At 61.9% G+C, this 19678-nt stretch carries 18 protein-coding genes; 6 read left to right on the top strand and 12 right to left on the bottom strand.

The window, feature by feature from the left end; all coding sequences use genetic code 11:
* Positions 1 to 10: 10 nt before the first annotated feature.
* The 7 genes from LOY31_RS21625 to LOY31_RS21655 all read right to left on the bottom strand — a co-directional run bounded on the left by LOY31_RS21625 (position 11) and on the right by LOY31_RS21655 (position 5839).
* Positions 11 to 865, bottom strand: a complete 855-nt coding sequence (locus LOY31_RS21625) for an alpha/beta hydrolase (RefSeq protein ID WP_085607373.1) — start codon at positions 863 to 865, stop codon at positions 11 to 13.
* Positions 862 to 1668 (bottom strand): alpha/beta fold hydrolase, encoded by an 807-nt coding sequence (locus LOY31_RS21630; protein ID WP_085607375.1) that lies wholly within the window; start codon positions 1666 to 1668, stop codon positions 862 to 864. Before LOY31_RS21630 ends, LOY31_RS21625 begins: the two co-directional genes overlap by 4 nt.
* Positions 1669 to 1786: 118 nt before the next feature.
* Positions 1787 to 2230: a hotdog fold thioesterase gene (locus tag LOY31_RS21635; RefSeq protein ID WP_258712181.1), complete on the bottom strand. Its 444-nt coding sequence runs from the start codon at positions 2228 to 2230 to the stop codon at positions 1787 to 1789.
* A 31-nt stretch (positions 2231 to 2261) separates the two neighbouring features.
* Positions 2262 to 3917 (bottom strand): AMP-binding protein, encoded by a 1656-nt coding sequence (locus LOY31_RS21640; protein ID WP_127799368.1) that lies wholly within the window; start codon positions 3915 to 3917, stop codon positions 2262 to 2264.
* 81 nt (positions 3918 to 3998) lie between these two features.
* The gene (sixA, locus tag LOY31_RS21645; protein WP_007957806.1) at positions 3999 to 4451 is read right to left on the bottom strand and encodes a phosphohistidine phosphatase SixA; all 453 of its coding nucleotides are present in this window, start codon (positions 4449 to 4451) and stop codon (positions 3999 to 4001) included.
* Positions 4448 to 4795 (bottom strand): DUF4389 domain-containing protein, encoded by a 348-nt coding sequence (locus LOY31_RS21650; protein WP_007957804.1) that lies wholly within the window; start codon positions 4793 to 4795, stop codon positions 4448 to 4450. Before LOY31_RS21650 ends, sixA begins: the two co-directional genes overlap by 4 nt.
* A gap of 18 nt (positions 4796 to 4813) precedes the next feature.
* A complete protein-coding gene (locus tag LOY31_RS21655; protein WP_007957803.1) occupies positions 4814 to 5839 on the bottom strand; it encodes an NAD(P)H-dependent glycerol-3-phosphate dehydrogenase in 1026 nt (341 codons plus the stop codon).
* Positions 5840 to 6035: 196 nt separating this feature from the next.
* On the opposite strand from LOY31_RS21655, the gene LOY31_RS21660 reads away from it, so the two are divergent.
* The 6 genes from LOY31_RS21660 to LOY31_RS21685 all read left to right on the top strand — a co-directional run bounded on the left by LOY31_RS21660 (position 6036) and on the right by LOY31_RS21685 (position 13452).
* Positions 6036 to 8159, top strand: coding sequence for a TonB-dependent siderophore receptor (locus LOY31_RS21660; protein WP_258712182.1), 2124 nt, complete (start codon positions 6036 to 6038; stop codon positions 8157 to 8159).
* Entirely contained in the window at positions 8160 to 9092 is a 933-nt protein-coding gene (locus LOY31_RS21665; protein WP_258712183.1) for an ABC transporter substrate-binding protein, read from the top strand.
* Positions 9089 to 10990, top strand: coding sequence for an ATP-binding protein (locus tag LOY31_RS21670; protein WP_258712184.1), 1902 nt, complete (start codon positions 9089 to 9091; stop codon positions 10988 to 10990). The genes LOY31_RS21665 and LOY31_RS21670 overlap by 4 nt, the downstream gene beginning before the upstream one ends.
* Before the next feature lie 247 nt (positions 10991 to 11237).
* The gene (gene fabA, locus LOY31_RS21675) at positions 11238 to 11753 is read left to right on the top strand and encodes a 3-hydroxyacyl-[acyl-carrier-protein] dehydratase FabA (RefSeq protein ID WP_003227150.1); all 516 of its coding nucleotides are present in this window, start codon (positions 11238 to 11240) and stop codon (positions 11751 to 11753) included.
* 11 nt (positions 11754 to 11764) lie between these two features.
* On the top strand, positions 11765 to 12985 hold the full coding sequence (fabB, locus tag LOY31_RS21680) for a beta-ketoacyl-ACP synthase I (protein ID WP_007957797.1): 1221 nt from the start codon (positions 11765 to 11767) through the stop codon (positions 12983 to 12985).
* Positions 12986 to 13263: 278 nt separating this feature from the next.
* The gene (locus LOY31_RS21685) at positions 13264 to 13452 is read left to right on the top strand and encodes a hypothetical protein (protein ID WP_007957795.1); all 189 of its coding nucleotides are present in this window, start codon (positions 13264 to 13266) and stop codon (positions 13450 to 13452) included.
* 97 nt (positions 13453 to 13549) lie between these two features.
* On the opposite strand, the gene LOY31_RS21690 is transcribed toward LOY31_RS21685, so the two are convergent.
* From LOY31_RS21690 to cysM, 5 genes are all read right to left on the bottom strand, one after another.
* Positions 13550 to 14092, bottom strand: coding sequence for a DUF2058 domain-containing protein (locus tag LOY31_RS21690; protein WP_258712185.1), 543 nt, complete (start codon positions 14090 to 14092; stop codon positions 13550 to 13552).
* A 26-nt stretch (positions 14093 to 14118) separates the two neighbouring features.
* Positions 14119 to 14952 carry a nucleoside triphosphate pyrophosphohydrolase gene (mazG, locus tag LOY31_RS21695; protein WP_045121848.1) on the bottom strand — a complete coding sequence of 278 codons (834 nt, stop codon included), beginning with the start codon at positions 14950 to 14952 and terminating at the stop codon, positions 14119 to 14121.
* A 5-nt stretch (positions 14953 to 14957) separates the two neighbouring features.
* Complete coding sequence (relA, locus tag LOY31_RS21700; RefSeq protein WP_007957789.1) at positions 14958 to 17201, bottom strand: GTP diphosphokinase; 2244 nt, start codon at positions 17199 to 17201, stop codon at positions 14958 to 14960.
* Positions 17202 to 17289: 88 nt separating this feature from the next.
* Positions 17290 to 18675: a 23S rRNA (uracil(1939)-C(5))-methyltransferase RlmD gene (gene rlmD, locus LOY31_RS21705; protein WP_258712186.1), complete on the bottom strand. Its 1386-nt coding sequence runs from the start codon at positions 18673 to 18675 to the stop codon at positions 17290 to 17292.
* The gene (gene cysM, locus LOY31_RS21710; RefSeq protein ID WP_045121847.1) at positions 18675 to 19577 is read right to left on the bottom strand and encodes a cysteine synthase CysM; all 903 of its coding nucleotides are present in this window, start codon (positions 19575 to 19577) and stop codon (positions 18675 to 18677) included. Before cysM ends, rlmD begins: the two co-directional genes overlap by 1 nt.
* Between the last annotated feature and the right edge of the window lie 101 nt (positions 19578 to 19678).

The raw sequence follows: 19678 nt of genomic DNA on the forward strand, positions 1-19678 counted from the left end.
CGGGAGCAAGTCAAGGAATGGCGAAGAACCGATTGAAACAGTCTGCGACAAGGTCGGCCCCGGCTTCATCGTTCAGGTGCAGATGATGCCCGCCCGGCAGCTGTTCCCGGTCAAAGGGTAGACGTTCCAGCAGCTCCGGATGTTTGGCCAGCATGCCGTCGGCAGCGACCACCAACTGCGCGGGACAGGCAATGCGCTGCACGAACGCCATCGCCTGCTCCTGGGTCAGACGCAGCGGCGACGGCAACGTCAGACGATTGTCGGTGCGCCAGGTGTAACCCCCGGGCACCGGCATCAACCCACGCTGGGCCAGCAGTTCAGCCGCTTCGCGACTGACCGCCACCAGCCCTTTCATCCGCGCCTCGATGGCCCGGTCGAGGGTGTTGTAGACCGGTTTGCGCTTTTCCCGAAGATCGAGCTGCGCCTGCAGGGCCATGCCCATGCGCTCGGCGGCGTTTTCGCCTTTGTCGGTAGGAGGAATTACCCCGTCGATCAACGCCAGATGGGTGATGCGTTCGGGCAACGACCCGGCCAGCACCAGCGAAACAATGGCGCCCATGGAATGCCCGAGCAGGCCGAAACGTTTCCAGCCCAGTTGTTCGGCGACCTGCAGCACGTCATGGGCGTAATCCCACAATGCATAACCGGCGCCGTTCGGCCGGTGCCCGGAATGCCCGTGACCGGCCATATCCAGCGCGACGATGCGCAGGCCTTTGAGCTTCGGCGCCAGGCGCGCGAAGCTGTTGGCGTTGTCCAGCCAGCCGTGCAGGGCGATCACCGGCAACCCGTCTTCCGGGCCGAACAGGTGCGCGGCCAGTTCGATATGCGGCAGGCTCAGGCGCACTTCTTCGACGCCGGGGTTCATGCGCAATCCTTGTCTTGCCGGCGCTCCCAGCGATCGAACAGGCTTTTCAGTAATTGCGCGGTGTCTTGTGGGCGCTCAAGCGGAAACATGTGCCCGCCAGGCACGGTCAGCGACTCGCCCTGAGGCAGGCGCCCGACGAAGCGGGTGTGGTGGTTCATTACCACGCGACTCTTGTGCCCGCGCACCACCGCCAGCGGCACTTTCAATTGCCGGGTATGCGCAGGACTGGTGTGCGGCACGCCGCGATAGATGCTGATCTCGGTCGCAGGATCGAAGCGCAGGCGCAGCTTGTCGCCAACCTTGTGCAGACCGTGCTGCAAGTAGGCATCGAAGCATTCCGGATCAAAGCTGCGGAACAGGGTTTTGCCGGCGAAATAACCACGGGCACTGTCCAGATCGGCAAACTCTTCGCGCCGCCCCAGCGTGCGGCCGGCCGGAGTCAGTTTGTCGATGAAACCAAAGCGCTTGGCGGCGCGGATCACCCATTGATCCGTGCGGGTCAGCACCGGCGAATCGAGCATCACCACGCCCCGATACAGTTCAGGGCAACGCAGTGCGGCGTGCAGATGCAACATGCCGCCGAAGGAATGGCCAACGCCCCACACCGGTTCATCTTGTTGTTGAAGATGATGGATGAGTTCGTCGACCAGGTGGTACCAGTTGTCACCCGCTGGGAAACGCGGGTCATGGGCGTGTTGTTCCAGATGCGCGACCCGGTACTCGGGCGCCAGCGCCGCGAACAGTTTGCCGTAGGTGCCCGAAGGGAAACCATTGGCGTGGGCGAAGAAGATCGGTTGCGACATACCGGCAAATCCATGAGCGGAAAACAGGCGTTGATTGTCCGTAAGACCGCGTCCCACAGCAATGACCGTAACTGCCAGGAATGATGACAGTCCGGTCAGGGCTATGACGCTTCGGCCATCAACGCGCCGGCGATTGTTCTCCCAGCGGCACCACCGCCATGGTCAGGCGCGAGACACAACTGGCCTTGCCTTCATCGCTGGTCAGGCGAATGTCCCAGACGTGGGTGGTGCGGCCGATGTGGATCGGTTTGGCCACCGCCGTCACCCGTCCGCTGCGCAGTCCGCGCAAGTGGTTGGCGTTGATTTCCAGGCCGACGCAATAGAACTTGCTGGCGTCGATGCACAGGTAACTGGCCATCGAGCCGACCGTTTCCGCCAGCACCACCGAGGCGCCGCCGTGCAACAGGCCATAAGGCTGGTGGGTGCGATGGTCGATGACCATGCTGGCCGTCAGCGATTCTTCGTCGAATGACTCGAAGCGGATGTCCAGCACTTCGCCGATGGTGTTTTTCTGGATTGCGTTCAACTGCTCGATGTTCGGAGTGGTGCGCCACAAGGTCATCGCAGGCTTCCTTTGTTGTTTTGATCGACGCTCAATCCTGCCACAGCACCGCCTCGCTGCGCTCGCTCCATTCTTCGAAGCGTGCTCCGTAGGTGTCTTCGATGATGTTGCGTTTGATTTTCAGGGTCGGCGTGAGGAACCCGTTCTCCACCGCCCAGCTGTCCTTGACCACCACCAGCCGGCGCAGACGCTCGTGCTTGTCGAGTACGGCGTTGACCTCCTCCAGCAATTTTTCCAGGCTCGAATGCAGCGGCGCGCGGGCCTCTTCCCGGCCCACGGCCGACAGCACGCACAACCCCAGCGGCGCACTCAGGCCGTCGCCGACCACGCAGACCTGCTCGATCCGCGAATGCACCGCCAGCCGGTTTTCGATCGGCGCCGGGGCGACGTACTTGCCCTTGCTGGTCTTGAAGATTTCCTTGAGCCGCCCGGTCAGGCGCAAACGCCCTTCGGCGTCTTGCTCGCCCTTGTCGCCGGTGCGCAGGAAACCGTCTTCGGTGAGGGTTTCGGCGGTTTTCTGTGGTTCCTTGAAATATCCGAGCATGTTCGCCTGGCTGCGCACCTGCACTTCGCCGGACTCATCGATGCGCACTTCCACGTCAGGACATGGCCGGCCGATCCAGCCTTCCTTGTATTGCCCCGGCAGGCAGATGTGCGAATAACCGCAGCTTTCGGTCATGCCGTAGACCTCCAGCACGTCGAGCCCGAGTTTCTGATACCAGCGCAACAGGGTCAGCGGCACCGGCGCCGCACCGGACAAAGCCACGCGCAAGGCATCCAGCCCCAATCCGGCCAACACCTTGTGGCCGATGCGTTTGCCGATAAAGGGCAGACCGAGCAGGAAGTCCAGACGTTTCGCCGGGATCTTGCTGTAGACGCCCATCTGGAACTTGGTCCAGATCCGCGGCACACCGAACATCGCCGTCGGTCGCGCCCGTTTGAGATCGGCAAGGAAAGTATCGAGGCTCTCGGCGAAAAACACCGTCTGCCCGGTATAGATCGACGCCAGCTCGACGAACATCCGTTCGGCCACATGACACAGCGGCAGATACGACAGCAGCCGGTCGTGCTCATTGAGACCGAACAGCTGCGTGCCGCGCGTCGTCGCGAACCCGAGATTGGCGAAGCTGTGCATCACGCCCTTGGGCAGGCCGGTGGTGCCGGAGGTGTAAATGATGGTCGCCAGTTGCTCGGCGGCGGGACGCGGATCGTCCTGGATCGGCGAGCTGCGCTGCACGTCGTCCCAGTTGAAATCGAACGTGCCCGGTGGATGCAGCGGCAGGCTGACCGTCGTCAGACCCGCCGGCACGCCTGGCGACATGCCCGGCCAGTCATCGAGCTTGCCGATGAACGCCAGCACGCTTTCCGAGTGGGTCAGCACCTGATTCACCGATTCGGCAGTGAGGTTCGGATAGAGCGGCACCGAGACATGCCCGGCCATCCAGATCGCCAGATCGGCGATGATCCAGTGCGCGCAGTTTTTCGAGATCAGGGCGATGTGGCTGCCTTGCGGCAATTCCCGGGAGCGCAACCAGTGCGCGGCGCAGCGGGCCTGATGGCCGACGTCGGCCCAGGTCAGTGTCTCGACCTGCCCGCCGCCGATCGGCTGCACCAGAAAACGCTGACGCGGGTGCCGGGCCTCGCGTTCGTAAAACACGTCCAGCGGCAAACGGAAGGCGGAAGACATTCGACTCGCTCCTGTTTTTTGGTCTGGAGCAAGCGTAGTCAACCAAGCAAGTGCTTGGTTGACTATTTCGTACAAAAAATTTCAGGGATGTTTAAGGCTGTTGAGCGTCATCGAACCGATCAGCAATTCGCTGTGTTCAAGCTCTGCCAGCCCGGCGGTGCTGACCTTTTCCGGTGGGTAGCCCGCACCGTGTTGCAGGTAGCTGAGCAGATTGCCCACCAGCGGATTGTGGCTGACCAGCAGCACGTTGCTCACCGACACCAGTTGCTCGGCCACGCGGTCCGGATCAACTTCCGGGGTCAGCCACTCGACCGTGCGGATCTCCGGCTCGAAGCCGAGAGCTTCGCGCACCAGTTGCGCGGTCTGCTGCGCCCGCAGGTAAGGGCTGGCGTAAATGGCGGTCAGCGGCTGGCCCATCAAACGGGCTGCGCTGCTCAACACTTCCTTGCGACCGTGGGCGGTCAGTTCACGCTCGGAGTCGGGGCGCGAGCCATAGGGCTCGGCCTCACCGTGACGCAATACCCAGAGTTTCATAGCTTGGGTTCCTCATCCCGGGCCGGATGCGGTGCCGGCGCGACAACGTGTGGCGCTTCACCTTCCGGAGTACGCGGCGTCGGCCAGTCGGCGAACGGCCAGGGTTTCTGGTCGCTGTGAAAACTGCCGAAACGACCGATCTGCGCCAGAAACTGGCTCAGGCTGTCGCCGAAATTCATCAGGCTGGCGCTCGGGGCGCCATAGATCAAACGATAGATCAACTGCACCAGCACCACCGCGCCGAGGATGAACTGCGCTACCTGCCAGACCAGCACGTAGACGATCATCCACAACACCCGCAGGAGGATGGATTCATATTTGGCTTCGGTTTTCGGATCGTTCATGCCCTGCTCCCTGCTGAATCAGTTGAAACCACTGGTGGAAATAAAGTCGACGTCGGTTTTCGGCTCGCCTCTCATCAGAAGACCGATCACCTGCTCAAGCGTGCGCCCTTCGAACAGAATCGCATGCAATCCGGCGACCAGCGGCATGTACACGCCGACGTCCTGAGACTTGGCCTTGAGTACTTTCAGGGTGTTGACCCCTTCGGCCACTTCACCGAGGCGCGACACCGCTTCGTCGAGGCTCAAGCCCTGACCGAGGGCAAAACCGACCTGATAGTTGCGGCTTTTCGGCGACGAGCAGGTAACGATCAGATCGCCGACCCCGGCCAGACCGAGGAAGGTCATGGGGTTGGCGCCCTGATTCACCGCAAACCGGGTCATCTCGGCCAGGGCGCGAGTGATCAGCATGCTCTTGGTGTTCTCGCCCATCTCCAGCGCCACCGCCATGCCGGCAATGATCGCGTAGACGTTTTTCAGCGCGCCGCCCAGTTCAACGCCGAAACGGTCGGCGCTGGCGTAGACGCGGAAGGTCCGGCCATGCAACGCGGCCTGCACGGCTTTGCAGAGCTCTTCGTCTTCGCTGGCGACCACGGTGGCGGTCAGCGCGTGCTCGGCGATTTCCCGCGCGAGGTTCGGCCCGGACAGCACGCCGATGCGCGCTTGCGGGGCGATCTCTTCGAGAATCTGGCTCATCAGTTTGAAGGTGTGGGCTTCGATGCCTTTGGTCAGGCTGACCAGCATCTTGCCGCTCAAGCGTTCGGCGTGCGCCGCCAACACCGTGCGCAGCGCGCTGGACGGCAACGCGACGAAACACAAATCGCAGGCGTCGAGGGTTTCCTGCAGGTCGGTGACCGCAGTCACGCCCGGCAGAATCTTGATGCCTTTGAGGTAACGCGGGTTTTCGCGATTGACCCGGATGGCCTCTGCCTGCTCGGGGTCACGCATCCACTGCCGGACTTGATGGCCGTTCTCGGCCAACAGATTGGCCACGGCGGTACCGAAACTTCCGCCTCCCAGGACCGCAATCGGGCGCTGTTCAGTCATATGTAATCCGTTAATCCATACCAGTGGCGATGCCGGCATTATACGGAGCGTCCCCTTCTCGGACAGCCCCGGCGTCAATTACCCGCACTTGTAGGAAGAAGACCAATAAAACCGAGGAAAATGCCTGCAACGTGACTGGAAAAGTGGTCGTCCTCGGTTAACATGCGCGCCAATTCTTTGCTATCAAGGCTGCGTCGTGTTTTCTGGCCCCCCTTCCCCGCGTTCGTCCCTGCTGCTGGCGCTGCTGTTCAGCCCGGTGCTGCTGGCGGACGACCTGTTTGTCGACAGTGAGGCCTTGCCGCAGATCCTGACCGCCACGCGCCTGAAACAGTCGCCGGCGGAAGTCCCGGGCAGCATGACCGTACTCGACAGCGAACTGATCAGCGCCAGCGGTGCCCGGGACATCAGCGAGCTGTTGCGGCTGGTGCCGGGGATGATGGTCGGCAACATCAGCGGCAATCAGGCGGTGGTGAATTATCACGGGACCAACGCCACTGAAGCCCGACGCATGCAAGTGTTGATCGACGGCCGCTCGGTGTACCGCGCTGGTCTCGCGACCGTGGACTGGAGCGACATTCCGGTGGCCATGGAAGACATCGAGCGCATCGAAGTCTTTCGCGGCCCGAACACCGTCAGCTACGGCGCCAACGCGCTGATGGCGGTGGTCAATATCATTACCCGCAATCCCGCTGACAGCCATGGCACGCGACTGAAGCTGACGCACGGCCAACGCGGCATCAACGACTTCTACGCCAGTCAGAGCACCGGCTGGAATGGCGGCGACCTGCGTCTGTCGCTGTCCGGCCAGGAAGACGACGGCTTCGACAGCGACCGTACCAGCGCCGACTACCGCGACAACCGCCGCTTGAACCGCTTCAGTCTCGCCGTCAGCCAGACCCTGAGCGACAACCAGAGCCTGGACTGGCAGATCAACGCCAAGGACGGTACCAATCAGCGGCCCTATACCTACCGTCCGGTGTTCTCCGGAATTACCGCTGCTGGGAACAATTCCGACGTGGTTGCCAAGGACTACGCCGGTTCGGTGCGCTGGAATCTGGATCTCAATCCCGATCACAGCCTTTATGTGCAAGGTTCTGCGCAACACTGGGACCGCCAGCAGACCTGGCGCGCCTGTGACGCCGAAGTGTCGTTCAGCCCGCAATTGACGGAACTGTGGCAGCTCAACCCGAACTACACCGAACGCCTCGCACGCAACATGACCCTGTTCACCGGCCCCGGCGCACCCGCCGGCACGCCGCAGGAAATGACCCTGGCCAATCAGGTGCTGGACCAGTGGCGCAACGGCGCGCGCCAGACCCTGTGCGGCGACATCGACCAAAGTGCGCGGGAATCGCGCTACGACCTGGAATTGCAGGACACCCTCAGCCTGTCCGATAGCCTGCGTCTGGTCAGCGGCCTGAACTATCGTTACGACCGTGCCGATTCCGAGACCTATTTCAACGGCACGCTGGACGACACCACCTGGCGCGCATTCGGCCAACTGGAATGGCGCGCCAGCGAACACTGGCTGTTGCAGGGCGGCGCCATGTTCGAAGACACGCAATTGATCGGCAGCTCGCTGACGCCCCGGTTTGCGGTCAACTACCTGTTCAACCCGCGCCACAGCCTGCGCGCGGTGTATTCGGAAGCCATCCGTTCGCCGGACATGTTCGAGAACAACGTCAACTGGAGTTATCAGGTGACCAACCTGCGGCCCGCCGCCTATGGCCAGTCTTCGGCCCGCTACTTCGTCAAGACCCGGGGCCCCGGCGATCTGGACCAGGAGCACATGCGCTCGCGGGAACTGGGCTACAACGGTTATTTCCCGGAATGGGGCCTGGCGCTGGACGTGAAGCTGTTCTACGACGAAATCACCGGGATGATCAGCGAGCCGCTGCGCAACAATCAATACATCGCCAGCAACGCCAACGATTCGCGCTTTCGCGGCACCGAGACGCAACTGGACTGGCGCCTGAGTGCGGCCGACCGCCTGCGCCTGACCTACGCCTTCGTCGACGCCGAGGCGAGCAACCCGCTGGACCAGCAATTCACCGCACGCAACAGCGGCTCGGCCGGCTGGCTGCGCGATTGGGGCCACGGCTGGAACAGCGCCCTCTTCTATTACGGTGACAACGCGCTCAACGGTTACCGCTTCGAGCGGGTCGACACGCGCATCGCCAAACGCATCGCCCTGGGCAAGGCCCAACTGCAACTGGCCGGCGTGCTGCAACAGCGGCTCGACCATGAGCCGACCACCTTCGTCGACAACAATTACGACGAACGCCGCGTGGTGTATTTCAGCGCCGAGCTGGAGTTCTAGATGCGCTACGCCATGTCACGGAAGATGCCAACTCTCGGCCAATGGCTGGCCGGGCTTTGTCTGTTCCTGACAGCGTGGCTGCATGGCGTGGCGGTGCAGGCGGCCGACATTCTGCTGACTGGCGCCGAGGAAAGCCCCGGCGTGCAGTCCTTCGTTCAGGCCCTGAGCGAACTGCGCCCGACCGATCGCGTGCATTTCCAGCCGCTGGCCAGTTTGCCGGCGCCGGGCAAGTTGCCTTCGAGCCTGCGCCTGATTTTGCTGGATCTGCCGAGCCTCGACTGGCGCATGCAGGAAAGCCAGGGCCCGGCGACGTTGGTGCTGCGCATCAGCCGCCTGCAAGCCCGACAACGCTTCGGCGACACGCAACCGCCCCACTTGAGCCTGCTCTGGGCCGATCCGCCGCTGAGCCGTCAGTTGCAACTGATCCGCCGGATCCTGCCCCAGGCCGGGCGAGTCGGCGTGCTGTTCGATCAGCACAGCGAGTTCCTGCTCAAGGAACTGCAATCGGCCGCCCAGCCGCTGAATCTGCAAATCGTCCCGCAACGCTGGGACGACACCCACGACAGCCGCCCCTTGCAGACGGTGCTGAAAAACAGCGACGTGCTGCTGGGCCTCGACGACCCTGACCTGTACAACCCGAAAACCGCAAAAAACCTGTTGCTCAGCAGTTACTCTCGGCAACTGGCGCTGGTCGGGCCGAATGTCTCGTTCGTTCGCGCCGGCAGCCTGGCCAGCACCTACAGCGATCAGAACGACTGGCTGGCTGTCCTCGACGAATTGCTGGACCGGCCACCGGCCACCTGGCCGCGCACGCTCTATCCCGGGCGTTTTAAAGTCTCAAGTAATGCGCAGGTGGCTCGTTCCTTAGGGATAGAACCGATGAATGAAGCGTCTGTCGCCACAGAGCTGGCCGAAGGAGAGCGCCGCCCATGATTTTCCGCCGTTGGGACATCAACACCCGCACCCAGTTGATCAGCCTGGGCCCTGCGCTGTTGCTGACCTTGCTGCTGATCAGCTTTTTCACCTTCGTGCGCATTCAGGATTTGCGTCAGGAGCTGAACCACACCGGCCAGTTGATCGCCAACCAGCTCGCACCGGCCACCGAGTACGGGGTGATCTCCGGCAACAACGAAGTCCTGGAAAGCCTACTCAAGGCCACGCTGGCCACGCCGAACGTGCGGTTTCTGGAGGTGCAGGACAGCGCCAACCGGATTCTGGCCTATGTCGAACAGCCGGCGGATGCGCACAACCGTCCGCATCAGGTCGAGGTGTTCCAGGCCCCGGTGCGGCTGCAACGCATCGCCCTGCACAACGATTTCTTTCAGGACGGCAAGAGCAATCCCGGCGTGGCCAGCGAGGATTATCTGGGGCGGGTAATCGTCGGTCTGTCGAATGACGCCTTCAGTCAGCGCCAACAGGAAATTTTGCTCAAGGCCGGGATTCTGGCGTTGTTCGCCCTGCTCTTCACTTTTGTGCTGGCGCGGCGGCTGGCCGGCAGCCTTTCCCAGCCGATCCGCGACATCGGCAATGCGGTCAAGGCGATTCAGGACGGCGACTACAAGACCCCGCTGCCGATTGTCGATGACACCGAGCTGGGCGCCCTGTCCCAGCACATCAACAACCTGGCCCAGGCGCTGGAACAGGCCAGCCGCGAACAGCATCAGGCGATGGCGCAACTGATCCAGACCCGCGAAGAGGCCGAGAAGGCCAACAACGCCAAATCGGATTTTCTGGCGATGATGAGCCATGAACTGCGCACCCCGATGAACGGCGTGCTGGGCATGCTGCAACTGCTGGAAACCACCGACATGACCGAGGAGCAGGTCGAGTACGCGGCGCTGGCTTCCGAGTCCACCGAGCATCTGCTCAAGGTGATCAACGACATTCTGGATTTTTCGCGCATCGAGCGTTCGGAACTCGAGCTGGAGCACATTCCGTTCAACCTCGCCGAGGTGATCGGCGCCTGCGCCCAGTCGTTCCAGCACAGTGCGGCGCAACGCGGGCTGGCCCTGCAACTGCGTATCCCCGAAGACATGCGCGACTTGCAGGTACAGGGCGATCCGACGCGGATCCGGCAGATTCTGGTCAACCTGGTCGGAAACGCGCTGAAGTTCACCGAACAAGGGCGCGTCAGCATCGAGGCGCAGTGGCAGTCACTGGATCACGAATTGCTGTGGTTCACCTGCGCGGTGCGTGACAGCGGCATCGGTATTTCGCCGGAGAGCCTGGAGCTGATGTTCAACGCGTTCCAGCAGGCCGACAGCTCGATTTCCCGTCGTTATGGCGGCACCGGCCTGGGCCTGCCGATTGCCCGCACCCTCGCCGAACGGATGGGCGGTACTTTGCGCGCTCAGAGCGAAGAAGGTCGCGGATCGGTCTTCACCCTGGAAATACCGCTGGCTTTATATAAGCAGGCCCTGCCCGCGCTGGCGGCACCGCGCACGTTGAACGGCGACGGTCACGGCGAAGGGCGCAATGTGCTGCTGGTGGAGGACAACCCGGTCAACCAGACGGTGATCGAAGCCATGTTGCGCAGCCTCGGCTTTACCGTCAGCGTCGCCACCGATGGCGTGCAGGCGGTACGCAGCGCCGGGGACAGCCGTTTCGAAGCGATCCTGATGGATTGCCGCCTGCCGCTCATCGACGGATACGAGGCGACCCGCCAGATCCGCCGCCTGCCCGGTTGCGGCCATGTGCCGATCATCGCCCTGACCGCCAATGCATTGCAGGGCGACCGGGAAAACTGCCTGTCGGCGGGCATGAACGATTACCTGGCCAAGCCATTCAAACGCAATGATCTGCAGCAGATTCTGCAGCGCTGGGTGCAGTAACGGGGCCCTTTCGAGCATCTGCGACTGGCGTGAAAAGCGAAAGTGCGGCAGTCTTAGGCACCCGAACGGGCCTCAAAAGGGGCTTGATTAAAAATTTCAGTGCACAAGTGTACATTCATGTCCTTGGTGCTGTGACTTTCACCACAACGCAATAGTCTATGAGTAGGCTGCCGGTTCGAGGCATAAACGCGTCGATCGGCCGGGAAGATTTGCCCCACCTGCCGCATGGGATTATTGAGGAGCTCGCATGACCAAACAAAACGCCTTTACTCGGGAAGACCTGCTGCGCTGCAGTCGCGGTGAGCTGTTCGGCCCAGGTAACGCGCAACTGCCCGCCCCGAACATGCTGATGGTGGATCGCATCACCCTGATCAGCGAAGAAGGCGGCAAGTACGGCAAAGGTGAATTGGTCGCCGAGCTGGATATCAACCCTGACCTGTGGTTCTTCGCGTGCCACTTCGAAGGCGATCCGGTGATGCCGGGCTGCCTGGGTCTGGACGCCATGTGGCAACTGGTCGGTTTCTTCCTGGGCTGGCAAGGCCTGCCGGGCCGTGGCCGTGCGCTGGGTTCGGGCGAAGTGAAATTCTTCGGCCAGGTCCTGCCGACCGCCAAGAAAGTCACCTACAACATTCATATCAAGCGCGTCCTCAAGGGCAAGCTGAACCTGGCCATCGCCGACGGTTCGGTGACTGTCGACGGTCGCGAAATCTACACCGCCGAAGGCCTTCGCGTCGGCGTGTTCACCTCCACTGACAACTTCTAAGGGTTATTCGCATGCGCCGCGTCGTTATCACTGGTCTGGGCATTGTTTCGTGCCTGGGCAATGACAAAGAGACCGTCTCCGCTAACCTGCGTGCAAGCCGCCCTGGCATCCGGTTCAACCCGGAATACGCCGAAATGGGTCTGCGTAGCCAGGTTTCCGGCTCCATCGACCTCAACCTTGAAGAGCTGATCGATCGCAAGATCTATCGCTTCGTCGGCCACGCAGCGGCTTACGCCTACCTGGCCATGAAAGACGCCATCGCTGACTCCGGTCTGACCGAAGAGCAGGTGTCCAACCCGCGTACCGGCCTGATCGCAGGTTCCGGCGGCGCGTCGACCCTGAACCAGATGGAAGCGCTGGACATCCTGCGCGAGAAAGGCGTCAAGCGCGTCGGCCCATACCGTGTAACGCGGACCATGAGCAGCACCGTTTCGGCTTGCCTGGCCACACCGTTCAAGATCAAGGGCCTGAACTACTCCATCGCTTCTGCCTGCGCCACCAGTGCTCACTGCATCGGTACCGCCATGGAACAGATCCAGATGGGCAAGCAGGACATCGTTTTCGCCGGTGGCGGTGAAGAGGAGCACTGGAGCCAGTCGTTCCTGTTCGACGCGATGGGCGCCCTGTCCAGCAAGCGCAACGACACCCCTGAGCAAGCCTCCCGCGCCTACGACGCCGACCGTGACGGTTTCGTCATCGCCGGCGGTGGCGGCATGGTGGTGGTCGAGGAGCTGGAACACGCTCTGGCCCGTGGCGCGAAGATCTACGCGGAAATCGTTGGCTACGGCGCGACTTCCGACGGCTACGACATGGTGGCACCAAGCGGCGAAGGCGCAATCCGCTGCATGCAGCAGGCGCTGTCCACCGTCGACACCCCGATCGACTACCTGAACACCCACGGCACTTCGACTCCGGTCGGCGACGTCGCGGAAATGAAAGGTGTGCGTGAAGTGTTCGGCGACAAGGCCCCGGCCATCAGCTCCACCAAGAGCCTGTCGGGTCACTCCCTGGGCGCCGCCGGCGTTCACGAAGCGATCTACTGCATGCTGATGATGGAAGGCAACTTCATCGCCGGTTCCGCCAACATCGACGAACTGGACCCTGAAGTGGCCGATCTGCCGGTGCTGACCAAGACCCGCGAGAACGCCACCATCAACACCGTGATGAGCAACAGCTTCGGCTTCGGTGGCACCAACGCCACCCTCGTGCTGAAGCGCTGGGAAGGCAAGTAATTCCCTCCCGCTGAGCCGCACATGAAAACGCCCCGACTGGTTCGGGGCGTTTTTTTTCGCCTGGAGAAAAGCATTTTCAGCGGCGCCAAGATGAAACGTTTGTCATGCAACTTACCGCCCTGCGACTGAATGTCGCGGATTCAGCGGGCTCCAGCGCTGTTGCAGATTTCGCAAGAATACATTGCACAAATCGAGCGTTTACTTAGCAGGCTAACAAAATTTATAACAGAGTCCTGCACACGCCTTGCTGCAGATAACTTGAGATTTGGAGCTAGCAGATGACTGTAAAAGTAACTGAACGCGACGATTCACACATGTCCCATGAAGGCGTAGCCGCCGGCGTACGGATCTGGGATGTGCACCAACAAGACTTACTGGTCGGCATGTTCCACAACGAGATCGACGCCCACAACTACAAGGCCGAACTGGAACTGCAAGAACGCCAGCGGGATCTGAAATCCGCCTGAATCAATACCACAGCATTGAAAACGACAAACCCCGCCATGAGCGGGGTTTGTCGTTGTTGGCTGCTTCAGGGCCGCTTCGCAGCCCGGCGGGACCCGATTACCACATCAGATCATCAGGGATCACATAGGCCGCGTACGGATCGTCCTCGGCATTGACCTCTTCGACCTTCTCGTTGAGCTGCACGATGCGCAGTGGATCGCGCTCCTGAATCTTCAGGGCCGCCTCACGCGGAATCACTTCATAGCCGCCAGCGTGGTGCACGATCGCCAGCGAACCGCTGCTGAGCTTGTTGCGCATCAGCGTGTTGACCGAGATGCGCTTGACCTTCTTGTCGTCGACGAAGTTGTAGTAGTCCTCAGTCGTCAGCTTCGGCAGACGCGAGACTTCGATCAACTGCTTGACCTGTGCAGCGCGGGCCTTGGCTTCCGCCTTCTCCTGCTGCTGACGGTTCAGCTCCTGGTCGCGCTTGACCTTCTCGGCCTGGGCTTCCTGGGCAGCACGCTGCTGGGAGTCGTCCAGCTCGATCTGACCCTTGTGGGCCAGGCGCTGTTGTTTCTGTTTGTCTTTGCTGACCTGCTTGGCCTGCTTTTGGTTGACCAGCCCTGCTTTGAGCAACTGGTCGCGAAGGGAAAGGCTCATTGATGCTTACTCACTTAGGCAACGGCTCAGCCGCAGCTGGGCAAATTCTTTTCCTGACGTTTGGCTTCGCCCCACAGGGCGTCCAACTCTTCGAGGGTGCAATCTTCTATGGGTCGGTGGGTGTCGCGCAATGCCTGTTCGATAAAACGGAAACGTCGTTCGAACTTGCCGTTGGCGCCACGCAACGCGGTTTCCGGATCGACCTTCAGATGCCGGGCCAGATTGACCACGGAAAACAGCAGGTCGCCGATCTCGTCAGCCACCGCTTGCGGGTCATTTTCGGACATGGCTTCGAGCACTTCATCGAGCTCTTCACGGACCTTGTCCAGCACCGGCAAGGCATCCGGCCAGTCGAAACCGACCTGCCCTGCGCGCTTCTGCAATTTGGCCGAGCGGGACAGTGCCGGCAACGCAGCCGGCACATCGTCGAGCAGTGACAGTTGCTGCGGCTCGGCGGATTTCTCGGCGCGCTCTTCGGCCTTGATCTCCTCCCAGCGCTGCTTGACCTGCTCTTCGTTCAGACGCGGCACGTCCAGCGGCGCATACAGATCGCCGGTGGGAAACACGTGCGGATGACGACGGATCAGCTTGCGGGTGATGCTGTCGACCACGCCGGCGAATTCGAACCGCCCCTCCTCCCGCGCCAGCTGGCTGTAATACACCACCTGAAACAGCAGATCGCCCAACTCGCCCTGCAAGTGGTCGAAGTCGCCGCGCTCGATGGCGTCGGCGACTTCGTAGGCCTCTTCAAGGGTGTGCGGGACGATGGTCGCGTAAGTCTGCTTGATGTCCCACGGGCAACCGTACTGCGGGTCGCGCAGACGGTTCATCAGGTGCAGCAGGTCTTCAAGGCTGTAGATCGGTTTCATGGAGTCCGGTTACGCCGCGTTTCGATGATGTTCGGCAACTGGGAAATCCGCCCCAGCAACCGCCCCAGCGCGTCCAGACCTGGAATCTCGATGGTCAGGGACATCAGCGCAGTGTTGTCCTCCTTGTTCGAGCGGGTGTTGACCGCCAGCACGTTGATCCGCTCGTTGAGCAGCACCTGCGAAACGTCACGCAGCAGACCGGAACGGTCGTAGGCGCGGATGACGATGTCCACCGGATAGGTGAGCACCGGCACCGGGCCCCAGCTGACCTGGATGATCCGCTCCGGCTCGCGCCCGGCCAGTTGCAGCACCGAGGCGCAGTCCTGACGGTGAATGCTCACGCCACGGCCCTGGGTGATGTAGCCGACGATCGCATCGCCCGGCAACGGCTGGCAGCAGCCGGCCATCTGGGTCATCAGGTTGCCGACACCCTGGATCTGAATGTCGCCGCGCTTGCCCGGTTTGTAGCCGGTGGCCTTGCGCGGAATCAGTTCCAGCTGTTCGTTGCCGCGTTCCGGCTCGACCAGTTGTTGCGCCAGATTCACCAGTTGCGCCAGACGCAGGTCGCCGGCGCCAAGGGCGGCGAACATGTCCTCGGCGGTTTTCATGTTGGCCTTGTCGGCCAGCTTGTCGAAATCCACCGCCGGCAGACCGAGACGATTGAGTTCGCGCTCGAGCAGGGTCTTGCCCGCCGCGACGTTCTGGTCGCGCGCCTGCAACTTGAACCAGTGCACGATCTTCGCCCGCGCCCGGGACGTGGTGACGTAGCCGAGGTTCGGGTTAAGCCAGTCGCGGCTCGGGGTGCCGTGCTTGCTGGTGATGATCTCGACCTGCTCGCCGGTCTGCAGGCTGTAGTTGAGCGGGACGATGCGCCCGTTGATCTTCGCGCCACGGCAGTTGTGACCGATTTCGGTGTGCACGCGGTAGGCGAAGTCCAGCGGCGTCGCGCCTTTCGGCAAGTCGATGGCGTGACCGTCCGGGGTGAAGATGTAGACCCGGTCCGGCTCGATATCGACTCGCAGCTGTTCGGCGAGACCACCGATGTCGCCCAGCTCTTCGTGCCACTCGAGGACCTGACGCAGCCAGGAGATTTTCTCTTCGTAGTGGTTCGAGCCGGACTTGACGTCGGTGCCCTTGTAGCGCCAGTGCGCGCAGACGCCGAGCTCGGCCTCTTCGTGCATCGAATGGGTACGGATCTGGACTTCCAGCACCTTGCCTTCCGGACCGATCACCGCCGTGTGCAGCGAGCGGTAGCCGTTCTCTTTCGGGTTGGCGATGTAGTCGTCGAACTCTTTCGGGATGTGCCGCCACAGGGTGTGGACGATGCCGAGTGCGGTGTAGCAGTCGCGCATTTCCGGCACCAGCACGCGCACCGCACGCACGTCATAGATCTGGCTGAATTCCAGACCCTTGCGCTGCATTTTGCGCCAGATCGAATAGATGTGTTTGGCCCGGCCGCTGATGTCGGCTTCGACGCCGGTGGCCTGCAATTCGTCCTTGAGCTGGGTCATCACGTCGGCGATGAAACGCTCGCGATCCAGCCGCCGCTCGTGCAGCAGCTTGGCGATCTGTTTGTACTGATCGGGTTCCAGGTAACGGAAGGACAAGTCCTCCAGTTCCCATTTGATATGACCGATGCCGAGTCGATGCGCGAGCGGCGCATAGATGTCGAACACTTCCCGGGCGACCCGGTTACGTTTTTCGTCGTCGGCGGTTTTCACCGCGCGGATCGCGCAGGTGCGTTCGGCGAGTTTGATCAGCGCGACACGCACGTCGTCGACCATCGCCACCAGCATCTTGCGCAGGTTTTCCACCTGGCCCTGGGTGCCGAGGACCATCGACTGGCGAGGGCTGAGGCTGGCACTGATCGCCGCCATGCGCAGCACGCCGTCGATCAGCTTGGCGACCACCGGGCCGAAGCGCTGGCTGACCGCCGCGAGTTCGATCTGGCCTTCGCGCACGCCGCGATAGAGAACCGCCGCCACCAGCGAATCCTGATCGAGCTTGAGGTCGGCAAGGATCTCGGCGATCTCAAGGCCCGTGCTGAAACTGCCGCTGCCTTCGGACCAGAGATTCTTCGCCGCATTGGATTGTTGCTCGGCCTGGCGAGCGTACTCGCAGGCCTCTTTCAAGGCTTCGCGATCCAGTGCCAGATCGACACTGACCGCATGATCGAGCCAAGCCTCGAGATTGATACTGCCGTCAGTGTTGATCGGCTGGTGTGCTCTCACCTGTACCATCTTGCTTTACCTTCCCTACGACGCAGATTCAATGCGTCAAATCACTGACCTTCAATGCCCGTTCGCGCTCGCGGGGCCAATGCGAGCGCTACGGACGACCAGTCGGATCAGACGAGCCATCCTGGCTCGCTTCAAATAACGCCATGGCCTCGACATGTGCCGTCTGAGGAAACATATCGAGAATCCCGGCACGTTTTAACCGGTAGCCCTGCTTGATCAATTCGACCGTATCGCGCGCCAGAGTTGCAGGGTTGCACGACACGTACACCAACCGTTCGGCGCCCAGGGTCGCCAGCTTGCGCACCACCTCGAAAGCACCGTCACGCGGTGGATCCAAGAGTACCGCAGAAAAGCCGTTTCCGATCCACTGAGCATCGGTCAAAGGCTGGGATAAATCGGCCTGAAAAAACTTTGTGTTATGCAAATTGTTGCTGGCGGCATTTGCCGCCGCACGATCGACCATGGTCTGCACACCTTCGACCGCCACCACTTCACGCGCGGCTTTCGCCAGCGGCAGTGCGAAGTTGCCCAGACCGCAAAACAGGTCGAGCACGCGTTCATCGCTCGTCGGTTTCAACCAGTCCAGCGCTTGCGCGACCATGGCCTCGTTGACCCCGGCGTTGACCTGAATGAAATCCCCTGGCCGGTAGGCCAGTTGCAGATCCCATTGTTCCAGGCGGTAACCGAGAGACTGTGCATCATCCACCGGCTGCGGTTCGCCTTCGCCATGCAGCCAGAGCTGCGCTTCATGGAACGCGCAGAAATCCTTGAGGATCGTCAGATCAGCTTCGGACAGCGGCGCCATGTGACGCAGCAGAACGGCGATTGACGAGCCACTGAACAATTCGACATGTCCCAGCGCCTGAGGTTTGCTCAAGCGACGAAGCATCTCCGGCAAGCGGGTCATGATCGGCTGCAAGGGCTGTACCAGCACCGGGCATTCGCTGATCGCGACGATGTCCTGGCTGCCGGCGGCACGGAAACCGACCTCAAGCTTTTTGGCCTTGCTGTCCCAGCGCACGGCGATCCGGGCGCGGCGACGGTAGCCGAATTCGGGACCGGTCAACGGCGCTGCCCACTCCTCGGGTTCGGCACCGGCGACTCGCGACAACTGCTCGGCGAGCATGCGCTGTTTCAGGGCAAGCTGTTCGTTGTGGGGCAGATGCTGAACGCTGCAACCGCCGCAGCGGCCGGCGTGCTGGCAAGGTGCGGGACGACGCAATTCACTGGCGCTGAACACGCGCTCGGTGCGCGCCTCGACCACTTTGCCGTGGGCGCCGAGCACCCGCGCTTCGACCTCTTCACCCGCGAGGGCGCCGAGGACGAACCAGGTCTTGCCTTCAAAAAACGCGATGCCGCGACCGTCATTGGCCAGGCGCTCGATGCTCAAGCGCTGCTTTTTGCCGGTCGGGATTTGCGGGGCCTTGCTGCCGCCGGTGGGCTGGAAGCGCAGGCCTCTCTCGTGCTTGGCCATCAGTTGGGCGCGTCGAAAATGCCGGTCGACAGGTAACGGTCGCCACGGTCGCAGATGATCGCGACGATCACCGCGTTTTCAACCTCTTTGGACAGGCGCAGCATCGCTGCCACTGCACCGCCCGAGGACACGCCACAAAAGATGCCTTCTTCGCGGGCCAGACGCCGGGTGACGTCTTCGGCTTCGCTTTGCGCCATGTCGACGATGCGGTCGACGCGCTCGGCCTGATAGATCTTCGGCAGGTATTCCTGCGGCCAACGGCGAATGCCGGGAATGGCCGAGCCTTCCATCGGTTGCAGGCCGACGATCTGCACGTTGTCGTTCTGCTCCTTGAGGTAGCGCGACACGCCCATGATGGTGCCGGTGGTGCCCATGGAGCTGACGAAATGGGTGATGGAGCCCTGGGTCTGACGCCAGATTTCCGGGCCGGTGGTGGTGTAGTGCGCTTCAGGGTTGTCGCCGTTGGCGAACTGATCCAGCACCTTGCCACGGCCTTCGGCTTCCATCCGCTGGGCGAGATCGCGAGCGCCTTCCATGCCCTCTTCCTGGCTGACCAGAATCAGCTCCGCGCCGTACGCGGTCATCGCCGCTTTACGCTCGGCGCTGGAATTGTCCGGCATGATCAGGATCATCTTGTAACCCTTGATCGCGGCGGCCATCGCCAGGGCGATCCCGGTGTTGCCCGAGGTCGCTTCGATCAGCGTATCGCCTTCGTGGATCTGCCCGCGCAACTCGGCACGGGTGATCATCGACAGCGCCGGACGATCCTTGACCGAACCCGCCGGGTTGTTCCCTTCGAGCTTGAGCAAAAGGGTGTTGCTGGTGACACCGGGCAGGCGCTGCAAACGCACCAGCGGCGTGTTGCCGACGCAATCGGCGATGGTTGGGTACTGCAAGGTCATGGCGTTTTTTCGCAATCCGGACTGCGGGGGCGCCTATCATACCGGCAAACCTGCGCAGGCCATATCACGCAAAGTGTGGTGCTTATGGTTTCTTGGAATAA

The sequence above is a fragment of the Pseudomonas sp. B21-021 genome, from assembly GCF_024749205.1.
In the GTDB taxonomy this organism is placed as follows: domain Bacteria; phylum Pseudomonadota; class Gammaproteobacteria; order Pseudomonadales; family Pseudomonadaceae; genus Aquipseudomonas; species Aquipseudomonas paraglycinae.

Bases quoted from the DNA above. Each gene is read 5' to 3' on its own strand.
- LOY31_RS21640 (WP_127799368.1), bottom strand. From the start codon at position 3,917: ATGTCTTCCGCCTTCCGTTTGCCGCTGGACGTGTTTTACGAACGCGAG.
- LOY31_RS21665 (WP_258712183.1), top strand. From the start codon at position 8,160: ATGCGCTACGCCATGTCACGGAAGATGCCAACTCTCGGCCAATGGCTG.
- LOY31_RS21635 (WP_258712181.1), bottom strand. From the start codon at position 2,230: ATGACCTTGTGGCGCACCACTCCGAACATCGAGCAGTTGAACGCAATC.
- LOY31_RS21650 (WP_007957804.1), bottom strand. From the start codon at position 4,795: ATGAACGATCCGAAAACCGAAGCCAAATATGAATCCATCCTCCTGCGG.
- sixA (WP_007957806.1), bottom strand. From the start codon at position 4,451: ATGAAACTCTGGGTATTGCGTCACGGTGAGGCCGAGCCCTATGGCTCG.
- fabA (WP_003227150.1), top strand. From the start codon at position 11,238: ATGACCAAACAAAACGCCTTTACTCGGGAAGACCTGCTGCGCTGCAGT.
- LOY31_RS21625 (WP_085607373.1), bottom strand. From the start codon at position 865: ATGAACCCCGGCGTCGAAGAAGTGCGCCTGAGCCTGCCGCATATCGAA.
- LOY31_RS21685 (WP_007957795.1), top strand. From the start codon at position 13,264: ATGACTGTAAAAGTAACTGAACGCGACGATTCACACATGTCCCATGAA.
- relA (WP_007957789.1), bottom strand. From the start codon at position 17,201: ATGGTACAGGTGAGAGCACACCAGCCGATCAACACTGACGGCAGTATC.
- LOY31_RS21655 (WP_007957803.1), bottom strand. From the start codon at position 5,839: ATGACTGAACAGCGCCCGATTGCGGTCCTGGGAGGCGGAAGTTTCGGT.
- rlmD (WP_258712186.1), bottom strand. From the start codon at position 18,675: ATGGCCAAGCACGAGAGAGGCCTGCGCTTCCAGCCCACCGGCGGCAGC.
- cysM (WP_045121847.1), bottom strand. From the start codon at position 19,577: ATGACCTTGCAGTACCCAACCATCGCCGATTGCGTCGGCAACACGCCG.
- fabB (WP_007957797.1), top strand. From the start codon at position 11,765: ATGCGCCGCGTCGTTATCACTGGTCTGGGCATTGTTTCGTGCCTGGGC.
- LOY31_RS21630 (WP_085607375.1), bottom strand. From the start codon at position 1,668: ATGTCGCAACCGATCTTCTTCGCCCACGCCAATGGTTTCCCTTCGGGC.
- LOY31_RS21690 (WP_258712185.1), bottom strand. From the start codon at position 14,092: ATGAGCCTTTCCCTTCGCGACCAGTTGCTCAAAGCAGGGCTGGTCAAC.
- LOY31_RS21670 (WP_258712184.1), top strand. From the start codon at position 9,089: ATGATTTTCCGCCGTTGGGACATCAACACCCGCACCCAGTTGATCAGC.